Origin of the sequence: Janthinobacterium sp. GMG2, from assembly GCF_033949445.1 — a bacterium.
In the GTDB taxonomy this organism is placed as follows: Bacteria; Pseudomonadota; Gammaproteobacteria; order Burkholderiales; family Burkholderiaceae_D; genus Janthinobacterium; species Janthinobacterium aestuarii.
Map to the genome: position 1 here is coordinate 83,855 of NZ_JAXAWA010000008.1, position 13,387 is coordinate 97,241.

Annotated in this window: 12 protein-coding genes; 10 read left to right on the plus strand and 2 right to left on the minus strand. The window is 64.7% G+C overall.

The annotated features are described in order from the left end of the window. Positions 1-5: 5 nt before the first annotated feature. From SKZ59_RS24225 to SKZ59_RS24255, 7 genes are all read left to right on the plus strand, one after another. Positions 6-662: a pilus assembly protein gene (locus SKZ59_RS24225; protein WP_319993185.1), complete on the plus strand. Its 657-nt coding sequence runs from the start codon at positions 6-8 to the stop codon at positions 660-662. Next, positions 659-4,516, plus strand: coding sequence for a pilus assembly protein (locus SKZ59_RS24230; protein ID WP_319993186.1), 3,858 nt, complete (start codon positions 659-661; stop codon positions 4,514-4,516). Before SKZ59_RS24225 ends, SKZ59_RS24230 begins: the two co-directional genes overlap by 4 nt. 59 nt (positions 4,517-4,575) lie before the next feature. Continuing rightward, the gene (locus tag SKZ59_RS24235) at positions 4,576-5,076 is read left to right on the plus strand and encodes a type IV pilin protein (RefSeq protein ID WP_319993187.1); all 501 of its coding nucleotides are present in this window, start codon (positions 4,576-4,578) and stop codon (positions 5,074-5,076) included. Between the two features lie 3 nt (positions 5,077-5,079). Beyond that, positions 5,080-5,658, plus strand: a complete 579-nt coding sequence (locus SKZ59_RS24240; RefSeq protein ID WP_319993188.1) for a GspH/FimT family protein — start codon at positions 5,080-5,082, stop codon at positions 5,656-5,658. Positions 5,659-5,697: 39 nt separating this feature from the next. Beyond that, positions 5,698-6,798: a bifunctional diaminohydroxyphosphoribosylaminopyrimidine deaminase/5-amino-6-(5-phosphoribosylamino)uracil reductase RibD gene (gene ribD, locus SKZ59_RS24245; protein ID WP_319993189.1), complete on the plus strand. Its 1,101-nt coding sequence runs from the start codon at positions 5,698-5,700 to the stop codon at positions 6,796-6,798. A gap of 27 nt (positions 6,799-6,825) precedes the next feature. After that, positions 6,826-7,461, plus strand: coding sequence for a riboflavin synthase (locus tag SKZ59_RS24250; RefSeq protein ID WP_319993190.1), 636 nt, complete (start codon positions 6,826-6,828; stop codon positions 7,459-7,461). A 99-nt stretch (positions 7,462-7,560) separates the two neighbouring features. Then, positions 7,561-8,973, plus strand: coding sequence for a hypothetical protein (locus SKZ59_RS24255; RefSeq protein WP_319993191.1), 1,413 nt, complete (start codon positions 7,561-7,563; stop codon positions 8,971-8,973). Here SKZ59_RS24255 and SKZ59_RS24260 read toward each other — a convergent pair. Then, a complete protein-coding gene (locus tag SKZ59_RS24260; protein WP_034759136.1) occupies positions 8,970-9,395 on the minus strand; it encodes an OsmC family protein in 426 nt (141 codons plus the stop codon). The genes SKZ59_RS24255 and SKZ59_RS24260 overlap by 4 nt on opposite strands. Before the next feature lie 445 nt (positions 9,396-9,840). Here SKZ59_RS24260 and ribBA point away from each other — a divergent pair, with 445 nt between their 5' ends. The 3 genes from ribBA to nusB all read left to right on the plus strand — a co-directional run bounded on the left by ribBA (position 9,841) and on the right by nusB (position 12,180). Continuing rightward, entirely contained in the window at positions 9,841-10,962 is a 1,122-nt protein-coding gene (gene ribBA / locus SKZ59_RS24265; RefSeq protein ID WP_034759133.1) for a bifunctional 3,4-dihydroxy-2-butanone-4-phosphate synthase/GTP cyclohydrolase II, read from the plus strand. A 173-nt stretch (positions 10,963-11,135) separates the two neighbouring features. Beyond that, on the plus strand, positions 11,136-11,618 hold the full coding sequence (gene ribH, locus SKZ59_RS24270) for a 6,7-dimethyl-8-ribityllumazine synthase (RefSeq protein ID WP_034759563.1): 483 nt from the start codon (positions 11,136-11,138) through the stop codon (positions 11,616-11,618). A 91-nt stretch (positions 11,619-11,709) separates the two neighbouring features. After that, positions 11,710-12,180: a transcription antitermination factor NusB gene (gene nusB / locus SKZ59_RS24275; protein WP_034759129.1), complete on the plus strand. Its 471-nt coding sequence runs from the start codon at positions 11,710-11,712 to the stop codon at positions 12,178-12,180. A 119-nt stretch (positions 12,181-12,299) separates the two neighbouring features. On the opposite strand, the gene SKZ59_RS24280 is transcribed toward nusB, so the two are convergent. Continuing rightward, the gene (locus SKZ59_RS24280; RefSeq protein ID WP_070300916.1) at positions 12,300-13,223 is read right to left on the minus strand and encodes a lytic transglycosylase domain-containing protein; all 924 of its coding nucleotides are present in this window, start codon (positions 13,221-13,223) and stop codon (positions 12,300-12,302) included. Between the last annotated feature and the right edge of the window lie 164 nt (positions 13,224-13,387).

Here is a 13,387-nt window from a genome sequence, read left to right on the forward strand (position 1 = left end):
GCGCGATGGCAGGCAGGGGCGTCCGCCGGTGCGAACCTTGGTGTCCATCTTGCGTACGCCACAGTGGCGCGACCCTCGTGTATGTGCTGTGCCTGCTGGTGATCATCTTGTTGCTGGGCATATCGGCGGCGCAGATGGCATTACAGGGCGAGAAGGCGGCGCGCGGCGAGCGCGACCGGCAGATCGCGTTTCAGGCGGCGGAGGAGGCATTGGTGGATGCGCAGAACGATATCGAAGGCTTGCCTGGCGCGCCGGGACGCAGCAGCCTCTTCGCGCCAGGTAGTGCGGCAGGGTTCGCGGACGGCTGCGGCGAGGGCGGCGCACTGGGCCTGTGCCTGCCCGCCGCCCCGGACGCAGCGGCGCTGTGGCTGAGCACGGACCTCGATGGCGCCGAAGCTGGCAGCCGCACGGTGCCATACGGCCAGTTTACGGGCGCCGTCATGCAGACGGGGCAGGGTTTTCTGCCGTCGCGCCGGCCCCGCTACCTGATCGAATTGCTGCCGTTTCACCCGCCCGGCGCGCAGGCCACGGCAGCGGCCGGCGGTATGGCCGTGGAAAGCTATGTGTACCGCATCACGGCTATCGGTTTTGGTGCGCAGGAAAGCACGCAAGTCGTGCTGCAAAGTTATTACCGCAAGCAGGCGGCGGGAGCGGGGCCATGAGGGCTTTGACGTTTGCCTGGCTGCTGTTCGGCTGGATTGTCCTGGCTTGCGGCGCCGCCGTCGCTGCTCCGCTCCCGGTGGTGCTGGCGCGGGCCGACGCGGGTTTGCACGGCGCCAGGGTGCCGCCGAATCTCCTGCTCAACCTGTCCCTCACGCATGCTGCCGCCGCTGCCGCGCATGGGGGCGACTATGCGCCGCAGCGCGAGTATGCAGGCTACTTCCATGCGCGCATGTGCTACAGCTATCCGTACCGCAGCAAGGATGGCGTCATGCTGCCGGACTTGCGCGTAGCGACCGCTTACTTCTCCGTGCTGAAACCGGCCGATGCCTTGCACGGCTGCGGCGGTGACAGTTTCAGCGGCAATTTTCTCAACTGGGCCAGTGCCAGCATGCTCGACATCGTCCGCTATGCGCTGACGGGCGGCGACCGCGTCATCGACGAAGTGCGCAAGACGGTGCTGCAGCGCGCCTTCCTGCCCGATGCGGACAAGCCCATCGACTTCTTTGCCCACCCTGTCTTTTTCCCGCGCAAGGTCCTGCAGACCGGCGTGGCGGCCGCGACACCGTTTGCGCTGGCGCAACTGGCCATCGTTTCTTGCCGCAACCGCTTGCTGTTCGGCGACGCCAGCTTGCCCCCGGGCGGCAGTTGCGACGCGCTCGGCGCTGCGGCCTCGCACGGCGTGTTCCTCGCGCGCGTGCGCGTTTGCGACACGGAAGAGGGGCCGTTGCGCGACGACTTGTGCCTCGCCTATGGCAAGAACTACAAGCCGGTGGGCGCCGTGCAGCGCCATGGCGGCAGGGTGCGCGTAGGCGTGTTCGGCCACTTGAACGGCCAGCCCGCCAGCGCCGGCCCCGTGTATGGCGGCGTGCTGCGCGCGCCGCTGGCCCACGTGGGCAGGCAGCGCTGGGCGGCGCCCGATTTTATGCCGCAAGACAATGCCGACGCCGAGTGGAATCCCGCCAACGGCGTGTATGCGGCTCAATCTACGTCTCAGGCTGCGGGCTTTGGCGGCGGGGTGACCGCTTACATCAATGGCCTGGGCCGCGGCAATGCCGGGCATCCCGGCGCGTACGCGAAGGCGGCGCCGCTGGCTGAATTGCTGTACGAATCGCTGCGCTACCTGCAGGGACGGCAGGCAAGCCCTGTCGTGCCTCCCGCCACGGCCCCGCCTGCCATCGACGATGGCTTGCCGGTCGTGATTGCGTGGAGCGACCCGCAAATGGCCAGTTGCCAGCGCCACATCGTCGTCAGTCTCGGCGATGCTGGCATGGCTGGTGACCGTTACGTGCCCGGAAATGTCCCTGTGGCTCCCGCATCCAACGGCGACCGCGCACGCGCTGCCGATGGATTCGCGCCGCCGGCGTTCGACGCGATGGCCTGGACGCATGCGGTGGGCAGTCTGGAAAGCGGCGGTGTGCAGGGCAATCCCGCGCCACGGCCCGACCTGGCGGCACTGGAATTGCTGGCCGACGGGGCGGGCGGTGCCAGCTACCATGCGGCTGGCTTGGCTTACTGGTCGCACGTGCAGGCTTTGCGTCCCGGTGGCAAGAACGACGGCGTTGCCAAGGTCGAGCACTACGCGGGCGACTTGCGCCAGGGCGAGCCTGCCGCCACTCCCGCTTCTACGCCCTTGCTGCTGGCAGCCAAATATGGCGGCTTTCTCGATGCGAACGGCGACGCCAACCCGTTCAAGAGCGCGACGGGCAACGCGCTGGACGAGTGGAGCCTGGACGGCCGCTGGCCCGCCCATTATTTGTCCGGCAGCGATCCGGCCGCCCTGATCGCGGGACTGCGCGCAGCCTTTGCGGCCGCCGACAAGGCTACCTTGCCGGCGACGCTCGCGGGGCCGTCCCTGATGGCGCTGGCCAGCGGTACGGAAGAGGCATACTGGTTCCAGACGCAGCTGCGCCTGGCCGATGGCGGCATGACTGTGTCACGCTCTGCGTTTGCCGTGGGCAGCGATGGCGCACTGCTCCCCGGTAAATCAGTGTGGCGCGCCGGCGGATTGGATAAGCCCGTGCCGGATGGACCGCCGCCGGCCTTGCGTCCCGTCTACACGCTCGACGCCAAGGGTACCTTGATGCCGTTGTCCTGGAAGGGGCTCGATACGGAGCAGCGCGGCGCATTCGACGGCGGCGATGGCCGGGGCGAGGAGCGCCTGGCGTATCTGCTGGGCCAGCGCACGCACGAGGTGGGCCAGCCGGGTGGCTTCCTGCGGCGCCGCTCAGGCAGCCTGGGTGCCGCGCCGCATGGCAATCTGCTGTACGTGGGCGCGCCGGGGCTGGGCATGCCGGGCGCCAGCTATGGCGTGCACCGCAAGGCGCTGCTGCAGCGGCGCAAAATGCTGTACCTGGGCGCCAACGATGGCTTGCTGCATGCGTTCGATGCGCGTACGGGCAGCGAAGTGTTTGCCTATCTGCCGCAAGCGCTGCTGCGCGCTGCGTCAGCCGTTGCGAGCACTCACTACAGCCCTGGCCCGCTGCTCGACGGTGCGGCGGCCACGGCGGAAGTAATGGCGCTCGGACATTGGAAGACGGTGCTGGTGTCGGGTATGGGCGGCGGGGCGCAAGGCGTGTTTGCACTCGACATTACCGACCCGGCCCGCTTCGCGCACGACGGGGCGCTGTGGGAATTCACGGACCGCGACGACAGGCTGATGGGCAACGTGCGTGCGCCGCCCGCCTTCGCCCGCATCAACATGGGCGGCAAGGAGGGCGCGCCTGCCTACCGCGATTTTGCTGTCGTCGCCAGCGGCTATAACAACCATGTCAATGACGGCAAGGACACGACGGCGCCCGCATCGGCCGCCGCCATCTTCCTGCTGGCGCTGGACAAGGCGCCCGGCACGCCATGGACGTTGGGAAGTAATTACTTCCGGCTCAAGGTGCCTGTGGCCAGCGGTGGCGGTGATGGTGGCCATGACAGCGAGGCGGATACGGGCGCCAATGCCGCCCCCCACGCGCTGGGCCCGCCCGCCGTGGTGCCGGGTGGCGACGGCGCGCTGGCTTTCCTGTATGCGGGCGATTTGCAGGGCAATATCTGGCGTTTCGACTTGACTGGCGGGCCGCCGTCGAAGGATGGGCAGGGGCGCAAGCTCGTCTTTGTCGCGCGCGATGCGCTGGGCCGGCGCCAGCCCGTGACGCAGCAGCTGAACGTGGCCTACGCGCCCGGTGGCGGCTATCTGCTGCTGTTCGGCACGGGCAAGCTGGTAGAAGCGGCCGATACCTGGCCCGCCGCCTTTCTGTCGCAGTCGTTTTACGCCGTGCACGACGATGTGCGCGAGTCGTCCCCAACGCGCAGCCGGTCCGACCTGGAACAGCGCAGCCTGGGCGAGACGGCGGGCGGCGTGCGCGTGGACGGCGCCGAACTGCGCTACACAGGCAGCGATGCCATGCGCGGCTGGTACCTCGATTTTCTCGATACCGCGCAAACGGGCGAACGCAGCATCAACAGTGCCGTGCTGACCGCTGGCAAGGTGCTGTTCAATACCGTCCTCCCCGGGCGCGATCCTTGCGCCACGCCAGTCACCCGCCTGTACGTGCTCGACGTGCTGAGCGGTTTTGCCGCCGATGGCGCCGGGGTCGTGCAGGCGGGCGCGCAGACGGGACGCTTGTACGATGGCCTGGCGCGTGCGCCGCCGCTGGCGCTGGAACTGAACAGCACGGTGGGTGCCGCGACGGCGGCAGGGCGGGCCGAGGGGCGCAAGGAACTGGCCGTGCTGCAACCGGGCTTGCCCGGCGCTGCCAGCGGGGCGGTGCTCAAGGTTGTCAGCGCGCCGCTGCCGGCCCGGCGCCTGAGCTGGCGCGAAGTGGCGAACTGGCGCGAATTGCACGAGGCGGCCAAGAAAAAATAGGCTCGGCAAGGCGGGTGCTGCGTATCGGCTGGCGCTTTTTTGGGAAGAAGGGAGGTCGCATGGGAGCGCTGGCAAGCCGGAACCGGGCCGCAGCAAACGGTGGCGCCCCGTCTGCCGCCTTGGGCTTCAGCCTGATCGAACTGCTGTCCGCGCTGGCGATCATGAGCCTGCTGCTGGCGCTGGCCGTGCCCGCTTATCACGGTCACGTCGTGCGTGCCAAGCGGGTGCAGGGGCAGGCGGCCCTGCTACGCCTGATGCAACAGCAGGAGCGCTATTACTCGCAAAACAATCATTATCTGGCGTTTTCGTCGGCGTCGCCGGCTTCGCAGGCGCAGCAATTCCCGTGGTGGTCGGGCGAAGGAGGTGCGGCCGGCAGCGCATATGAAATCGAGGCGCTGGCTTGTCCCGGCCTGGCGATCGGGCAATGCGTGCTGTTGCGCGCCATGCCGGGCACGTCCAAGGTCGATGCGCAATTCCAGGATGCCGATTGCGGTGTCCTGTCGTTCAGCAGCACGGGCCAGCGCGGCAGCAGCGGGCCCGCCAGTCATTGCTGGCCCTAGGCCATGACGCGCAAGCGGCCACCGTGGACTGTACGCACCCTCGGGCATACCATGCTCGAATTGCTGGCCGTGCTGGCGATTGCCGCGCTGCTGGCGGCCGCTGCCTTGCCCAGTTTGCAGCAGGTGCTGGCGCGACAGCAAGTGCGCGCGGCGGCCACGGACTTGTTCTCGGCCATCGAATTGACGCGGGCACAGGCGATGGCGCGGGGACAGCGCGTGCTGCTGATGCCGGCCGGGCCAGGTGGCACGGACTGGCGCACGGGCTGGCTGATCTTCATCGACCGCAATGCCAGCCTGGCGTTCGATGGCGATGACGAATTGCTGTTCCGCCAGGGGCCGCTGCCGGAGGGCATCACGGCCCAGTTCGTGTTCTCGTCGGCCACGGCGCCGTTTTATATCGCCTACAATGGCGCAGGACGCAGTTGCAGCGCGACCAATAGCCTGGCGGCGCGCTGGGGTACCTTGTCCCTGGCTTTGGGAAAGCAGGTGCGCCATATTAAAATCAATATGCTGGGCAGGGTGCGCGTGTGCGATCCGCAGCAGCAGACGGTCAATTGCAGCGGCGTGGCCGACAGTTCGTAGCAAGATTGACCAATTACTCACCTTCAAGCAAAGAAGCCCGTGGAAATACTCAACGATATCGATGGCATGCGCCTGGCGCTGGAATGGGCGGCGCGCGGTCTGTACACGACCTCGCCCAATCCCCGCATCGGCTGCGTGATCGTCAGGGATGGCCAGGTGATCGGCGCTGGCGTGACGCAGGCGGCCGGGCAGGATCATGCCGAGGTGCAAGCGCTGGCCAATGCGGCGGCGCGCGGCAACGACGTGCGCGGCGCCACCGCCTATGTCACCCTGGAGCCGTGCAACCACCATGGCCGCACGCCGCCATGCTCCGATGCGCTCGTGCGCGCGGGGCTGGGCCGCGTCGTGGCCGCCATGACGGACCCGAACCCGCTGGTGGCGGGGCAGGGGCTGGCCAAGCTGCAAGCGGCCGGCATCGCCGTCACCACGGATGTGCTGGCCGACGAAGCCTATGAAATGAATATCGGCTTCTTTTCGCGCATGCAGCGTGGCAAGCCGTGGGTGCGCATGAAAACGGCGGCCAGCCTGGACGGCATGACGGCCTTGCACAATGGGCAAAGCCAGTGGATCACGGGGCCGCAGGCGCGCGCCGACGGCCACGCGTGGCGCGCGCGCGCCTGCGCCATCCTGACGGGCATCGGCACGGTCAAGGCGGACGACCCGCAACTGAACGTGCGCGCCGTGGAGACGCCGCGCCAGCCGCGCCGCATCGTCGTCGACAGCCGGCTCGACATCAGCCTCGACGCGCGCATCCTGCAAGGTGGCGGCACGTGGATCGTGGCGGCCGTCGCCAACCCGGAAAAGGAAGCGCAGCTGCAGGCGCTCGGTGCGGAAGTCATCGTGCTGCCGAACGGGGACGGCAAGGTCGACCTGCCCGCGCTGATGCTGGAACTGGGACGGCGGCAAATCAATGAAGTCCACGTCGAGGCCGGCGCCAAGCTGAATGGTTCGCTGATACGCGAAGGCTGCGTCGACGAGTTGCTGGTCTACCTGGCGCCCACCTTGCTGGGCGATGCGCAAGGCATGTTTGACTTGCCCGCATTGACGGATATCAAGCAACAGCGCACTTTGCAATTTCACCAGGTTCAGCAAGTGGGCGAAGATGTGCGTATCCTTGCAAGATTCGCCCAGCGCAATTAATACTTTTACACTTTATAGGGTTAGTTCATGTTTACAGGAATTGTTGCCGCCATCGGCAAGATTGAAACCGTGCAGCCGCTCGACGGCGGCCTCGATGCAGGCGTGCGCCTGAACATCCACGCGGGCGGCTTGCCGCTGGCCGATGTGGCCCTAGGCGATTCGATCGCCATCAATGGCGCCTGCATGACGGTGGTGGAAAAATCGGACACGGGTTTCGCCGTCGATGTCTCGCGCGAAAGCCTCAATTGCACCGTGGGCCTCGATACCACCACGGAAGTGAACCTGGAAAAAGCCCTGACCCTGGCCGAGCGCTTGGGGGGGCACCTGGTCTCCGGCCACGTTGACGGCCTGGGCATCGTGCGCAAGTTCGAAGCCGTGGGCGAATCGTGGGAACTGGTCATTGAGGCGCCGCACGAGCTGGCGAAATACCTGGCCTTCAAGGGTTCCGTCGTCGTCAATGGCGTGTCCCTGACCGTCAACCGGGTGGAAGACCTGGGTGCGGGCGCCATCAACGGCTGCCGTTTCTCGATCAACCTGATCCCGCACACGATTGCCATGACGACCTTGAAACACTTGACGGTCGATGGCAAGGTCAACCTGGAAATCGATTTGATCGCCCGCTATGTCGAGCGCATGTTGTCCTTGGACAAGACTGCCGCTTAACACCGCAGCTTGAAGCAGCACACCAGCGGCCTTGCCAAGCGTGTGTTGCTTTTCTTTCAGACGCGCATACTATGAAGCTTTCCGCAGTGGAGGCTAGCCATGGACCCGATTTCGCGCGCAACCGTGCCCAATACCATCCCGGCCACGTCCCGCGTGGGCGAGACGGTACCGCTGGCGCCGCTGGCGCCTGCACTGCCCGTGCCGCCGTCCAGCGCGGCCGCGGCCCTTGCCATCCAGTCCTCGACCCAGGTCGACATTTCCCCGCTGGGCCAGTTCCTGTCCGGTGTGGCCTTGTCGCGCCGGCAACTGCTGGCCTTGCAGGGCGCCACGGAAGAGACCAGGGCGGCAAATACCCCCGTGAATGTCAATGAAGACTTGCTGGCGCTGGCGCGGCAGTTGACGGAATCGTTCGCCCAGCTGCAAACGAGCGGCATCGACGCCAGCCAGCTGGCGACGGCCGGCGACACGCCGGGCAGCCTGGCGCAGCGCTATGATTTATTGTCGGGCGACGGCACGACGGATGCGGCCGCCGCGCTGGCGCAGGACGGCAGCTTGCTCACGCAAGCGCAGCTGGCCCGTATCGGCATCGACTTGCGCAATGAAGATGTCGATGCGCCAACGTTGCAAGCCGCCTATGCGGCGGACAGCAATGCCACCCTGGACGCCTTGCAACAGGGAACGGACGTGCTGGCACAGGTGGGCGCCGTGCTGGCCCGGCAGCAGGGCGCGCCGCTGGAGGCCAATGTCGAAGCGGATTTAACGGGCGAAACATTGCCGTCCGGCGCCGTGCAGGCGTCGCAAGCCACGCAGCCGCAGGCCGTCGACGTGGCGCCGCCGCAAACGGCTGCCATCGCACAGCGGCAGCTGGAACTGCAGCAGCAACTGGAAGCGGAAGAGCTGAACCTGGACTTGCAGGAACTGCGGCCGCCACCGGCGACAGCCGGCCAGGATCTGCAGCAGGCGCAGAAGGCCGGCCAGCAGCGTTTTGATGCCCAGGATATCGACACGCAGCGCCTGGACGCCGAACGCCAGGCCCTGCGGCAGGAAGACGCGCGCCTGGACGCATTGCGCCAGGATCAATTGCAACAGACGCAGCGCGAAGAGCAGGCACAGGCGGCAGCCGATGCGATGGAGCGTGCACGGCTGACCTCGGCACAGCTGGCCGACAGCGATGCCCAGCTGCGTGCGCAGGCAGAGGCCGCGCGTGCGCAGACCCAGGCGCGCGATACCCAGTTACAGGCGCAAGCAGGACTGGAGGCGACGGCCCAGGCCCAGCTGGCCCAGCAAAATGCCCAGGCGCAGCAGCAAGCCGCGCAAGCAGCGGGCCTGGCCGTGCCCTTGCCCTCATCGCAAGACCCATCCGTGGCGGCGGCCATTGCCGCCTATAACCTGAACAATGCAGCCCTGAATCCCGGCTTGATGAACCGGCCAGTGCCGGCCAGCGACTCGCGCCTGCCGCTGGTGGCGCCCGTCGCTGCCGTGGAACCTGTCAAGCCCGTGCCTAAAATCTAGGGCAGCAGGGTGGCGTCCAGGGTGATGTTGGCTTTCAGCAGCTTCGATACGGGGCAGCCGGCCTTAGCCTTGCCCGTCAATTCCTCGAATTTGGCCTGGTCGGCGCCCGGTATCTTCGCTTTGAGGATCAGGTGGACGGCCGTGATGGCGAAGCCGTCGTCCACCTTGTCGAGGGTCACTTCGGCCGTCGTCTCCATCTTTTCCGCCGTCAGGCCCGCTTCGCCGAGGATCAGCGACAGGGCCATGGTGAAACAGCCCGCGTGGGCGGCGCCGATCAATTCCTCGGGATTCGTGCCCGGCTTGCCTTCGAAGCGGCTGGCAAAGCCATAGGGATATTCCTGCAAGGCGCCGCTGCGCGTGCTGATGGCGCCCTTGCCATCCTTGATGCCGCCTGACCAGATTGCCGATCCGTTGGTTTTCATATTGCCGCTCCTGTGTGGGGTGTCGCTGCGAGTGGGGTATCAGCGCCGTGGCGGTGACTGGCTGATCTTATGCTCTTTGCAAGGCCGGCGGCGCGCGCTTTGCCGCCGCCGTGTGCGCCGGATCGGGGAATCGGCGCTTTGTGGGGCAGGCAGGGAGGCGGCCTGCATATTGGTGTTGCTGGACTGTCTTATTTCAGGTCTGCAAGCGCTAAATCCTTTAAAATAGCAGGTTATAAGAAAATTCCCGGAAATTCGCGGAATATTCTCGCTTGATGTTTCAGGTTTAGGTTCAGTTTTTAGTTACATTAACAACGCCTGGCAAAACCGTCGCGAGCGGAAGGGAGAGGTGGCCGAGAAGCGCAACCGTACGAAGGTACGGTGAGCATCGCAGGCCGCCTATACCGACGCGCAGCAGGTTTTGGCAGGCGTCATAAGAGGATGAACAATGTCTATATCCAGCACCGAAGAGATCGTCGCTGAATTGCGCGCCGGCCGCATGGTGATACTGGTCGATGAAGAAGACCGGGAAAATGAAGGCGATCTGGTGCTTGCCGCCGATTTCGTGACGCCTGAAGCCATCAATTTCATGATCACGCATGCGCGTGGCCTGGTCTGCCTGACCCTGACGGAAGAGCGTTGCGACGAGCTGAACCTGTCGATGATGACCTCGCGCAACGGCACCGCCTACGGTACCAACTTTACTGTTTCCATCGAAGCGGCCGAAGGCGTGACGACGGGCATTTCCGCCGCCGACCGCGCCAAGACCATCCAGGTGGCTGTTGCCAAGGGCACGCAGCCCAGCGATATCGTCCAGCCCGGCCATATCTTCCCGCTGAAAGCGCAAAAGGGCGGCGTGCTGATGCGCGCAGGCCATACGGAAGCCGGTTGCGACCTGACGGCCATGGCCGGCTTGACGCCCGCATCCGTGATTTGCGAAATCATGAAGGACGACGGCACCATGGCGCGTCTGCCGGACTTGCTGGTGTTTGCCGAGCAACATGGCCTGAAAATCGGCACGATTGCCGACCTGATCCATTACCGCAGCCAGACCGAGTCCCTGGTCGAACGCGTTGCCGAGCGCACCCTGCACACGGCGCATGGCGAATTCCGTTTGATCGCCTTCCGCGACAAGCCCAGCGCGTCGGCCCATCTGGCCCTCGTGCATGGCGACCTGGCTCCAGGCCTGGAAGCGCTGGTGCGCGTGCACCAGCCCGTTTCCCTGCTGGACGTGCTGGAAAGCGAAGCGACCACCCACTCGTGGACGGTGGCCGCCTCGATGGCCGCCATCAAGCAGGCCGAGCGTGGTGTGATGGTCTTGCTGAACTGCGGCGAGACGTCGAGCGAGCTGTTTGCCCAGTTCGCCGCCCTGGACACGCCGCAAGCCAAGCCAAAAGGCCGCGCCGCCAGCATGGACTTGCGCAGCTATGGCATCGGCGCGCAAATCCTGCGCGACCTGGGCGTGAGCAAGATGCAATTGCTGGCCAGCCCCCGCAAGATGCCGTCGATGGTCGGTTTCGACCTGGAAGTAACAGGTTTTCAGTGCCATCCTGGCCAGACGCCTAACTAAATCTACTGCGCGTCGCGATTTGCGGCCTGCGATGCTCACTGTACCTTCGTACAGTTGCGCTTCTCGAGCACAACTCGCTGCCGCTCGCTACGATTTTGTCAGGCGTCAATGTGAGAGTAAACGATGGCGGCATGTGTGTGTCGCCCTGAACCACCAGATTAAAGAGGCTTATGATGACAGTAGGAGCATATGAAACCAATTTTGCCGGCGAAGGTTTGCGCGTCGGTATCGTCCAGGCACGATTCAATGAAATCGTCGGTGGTGGCTTGCTGTCGGCATGCCTGGAAGAGTTGAGCAAGCTGGGCGTGGCCGATGAAGATATCCTGCACGTGACCGTGCCGGGCGCCCTGGAAATCCCACTGATTCTGCAAAAAATGGCAGAAACCGAGCAATTCGACGCCCTGATCGCACTGGGCGCCGTGATTCGCGGTGAAACCTACCACTTCGAGCTGGTATCGAACGAATCGGGCGCGGGCATCACGCGCGTCGGTCTCGATTACGGCATCCCGATCGCCAACGCAGTGTTGACGACCGAAAACGACGAGCAGGCGGAAGTGCGCATGCTGGTCAAGGGAGCCGAAGCGGCACGCGTGGCAGTGGAAATGGCCAATCTGGCGCAAGCGCTGGAAGAGTTGCAAGACACAGACGAGGATTAATCGTGCTTGCGCCGCAGTGTGCTGCCAGGCAGCGCACCGCGGTATTCGTCACTATCTGCAGTAAATACGTATTTAAGAACAGGTAACAATCATGACTGAGAAAAATTTGCTCGCCAATCCCAGCAAAAACCGCACGCCGCGTCACCGCGCGCGCGAGTTTGCGCTGCAGGGCTTGTACCAGTGGCTGCTGAACAATGAAGACGCGACCACCGTCGTGAACAATATTCGCGCGGCCCACGGTTTCGACAAGGCCGATGGCGATCATTTCACGGTGCTGCTGTACGGCGCCATCAAGGATTCGCTGGCGCTGCGCGAAAGCATGGCACCATTGATCGACCGCAATATCGCTGAACTGTCGCCGATCGAACATGGCATCCTGCTGATCGGCGCTTTCGAGCTGAAGAACAACATGGAAATCCCGTACCGCGTCGTCATCAACGAAGCGGTCGAGCTGGCCAAGTCGTTTGGCGGTATCGACGGTCACAAGTATGTGAACGGCGTGCTCGACAAGCTGGCAGTGAAATTCCGCGAGGAAGAAGTCAACGCCAATAAGCGCAAGTAATATAGCGTAATCCCTGCGGCTGCTGCCGCAGGGCAATAAAAAAGCCACCGGCACTTGCGTGCGGTGGCTTTTTTACTGGGTGCTGCTTTTTGGATGCCCCTGTGAGGGCTTTTAAAGGGTCACAGGCCGGCGATCTCGTTGTGGGGTAATACTTTGATGGTGATGCCGCTTTCCGCTACCGCTGCCGGTGCCTTGGCTGGCGCTGGCGTGTTCGATGCCATCACCGGTGTCGTGGTCGGCACGCGCTGGCCGGCGGACACTTGTTTCAGGCGGCGGTATTCGGCCAGCACGCGCGAGCCGTAGCCCGAGTCGGTGGCGAAGTTGGCGGCGCCCACGTAGGTTTTCAAGCCCGCTTCGACGGAACCGCCACGCGTGACGTAGTCTTTCAGGATCAGGGAGCCGACGCGGATGTTGGCGACGGGGTTCAGGGCTGCTTGCACGCCGCCCATTTCCTGGAAGCGCTCATGGTGCACTTTCGACATGACTTGCATCAAGCCTTGTGCGCCGACGGGGCTTTCCGCGAACGGGTTCAAGCCCGATTCGATGGCCATCACGGCCAGGATCAGCAGCGGGTCCAGCTTGATTTCACGGGCCGTCAGGTACGCCGTCGAGACGAGCATATTGGTCGCGTCGTTGGCCACGCGGTAGCGCTTGGAGAGCCAGTTGGTAACCCATTGCTGCTGCTTTTGCGTGCCCAGCAAGGCTTTTTCTTCCTTGCTCAGCGGCGCGTCGCTGGAGGCGGCCGTTTGCACGGAAGCGGGCGCTTCCATCAGTGCCGACAGGGCCGGCGCTTCAACGGCTTGCGCTTCTGCCATCGGCAGCGGGAACAGGCTGTGCGTCAGTTGCTTGCCCAGGTCAGGGCGGAACATCAGCAGGGCGATCAGTGCCAGGGCGGAAATGCCGAAGACTGTCAGTGTGTGTTGCGCAGTGGTTAAAACGCCACGGGCCGAAATGGCTTGTGCGCGGGCGCGCAAACGCGCCAACGCTGGCTGGCCAGCCACGGTTGAAGCAGGTAATGCTGCTTCAGTGCTACGATGAGTCATAGAGTTCCCCGAAATGTCGCGTCAACAGGCAGTCCCTCCGCGGTGTCGCGGTGTTGTGGGTACTGCCAATGCCGTGCATCAGAAATATCATCGTTTCCGCCGCGTATGGATGCGTGCGAGAAACGCCGTCATTGCTTGCTTGAGCTGATCGGTCCCATGCTGGT

Coding starts and splice junctions, on each gene's coding strand:
- SKZ59_RS24225 (WP_319993185.1), top strand. CDS start 6: ATGGCAGGCAGGGGCGTCCGCCGGTGCGAACCTTGGTGTCCATCTTGC.
- SKZ59_RS24230 (WP_319993186.1), top strand. CDS start 659: ATGAGGGCTTTGACGTTTGCCTGGCTGCTGTTCGGCTGGATTGTCCTG.
- SKZ59_RS24235 (WP_319993187.1), top strand. CDS start 4,576: ATGGGAGCGCTGGCAAGCCGGAACCGGGCCGCAGCAAACGGTGGCGCC.
- SKZ59_RS24240 (WP_319993188.1), top strand. CDS start 5,080: ATGACGCGCAAGCGGCCACCGTGGACTGTACGCACCCTCGGGCATACC.
- SKZ59_RS24250 (WP_319993190.1), top strand. CDS start 6,826: ATGTTTACAGGAATTGTTGCCGCCATCGGCAAGATTGAAACCGTGCAG.
- SKZ59_RS24255 (WP_319993191.1), top strand. CDS start 7,561: ATGGACCCGATTTCGCGCGCAACCGTGCCCAATACCATCCCGGCCACG.
- SKZ59_RS24260 (WP_034759136.1), bottom strand. CDS start 9,395: ATGAAAACCAACGGATCGGCAATCTGGTCAGGCGGCATCAAGGATGGC.
- ribBA (WP_034759133.1), top strand. CDS start 9,841: ATGTCTATATCCAGCACCGAAGAGATCGTCGCTGAATTGCGCGCCGGC.
- ribH (WP_034759563.1), top strand. CDS start 11,136: ATGACAGTAGGAGCATATGAAACCAATTTTGCCGGCGAAGGTTTGCGC.
- nusB (WP_034759129.1), top strand. CDS start 11,710: ATGACTGAGAAAAATTTGCTCGCCAATCCCAGCAAAAACCGCACGCCG.
- SKZ59_RS24280 (WP_070300916.1), bottom strand. CDS start 13,223: ATGACTCATCGTAGCACTGAAGCAGCATTACCTGCTTCAACCGTGGCT.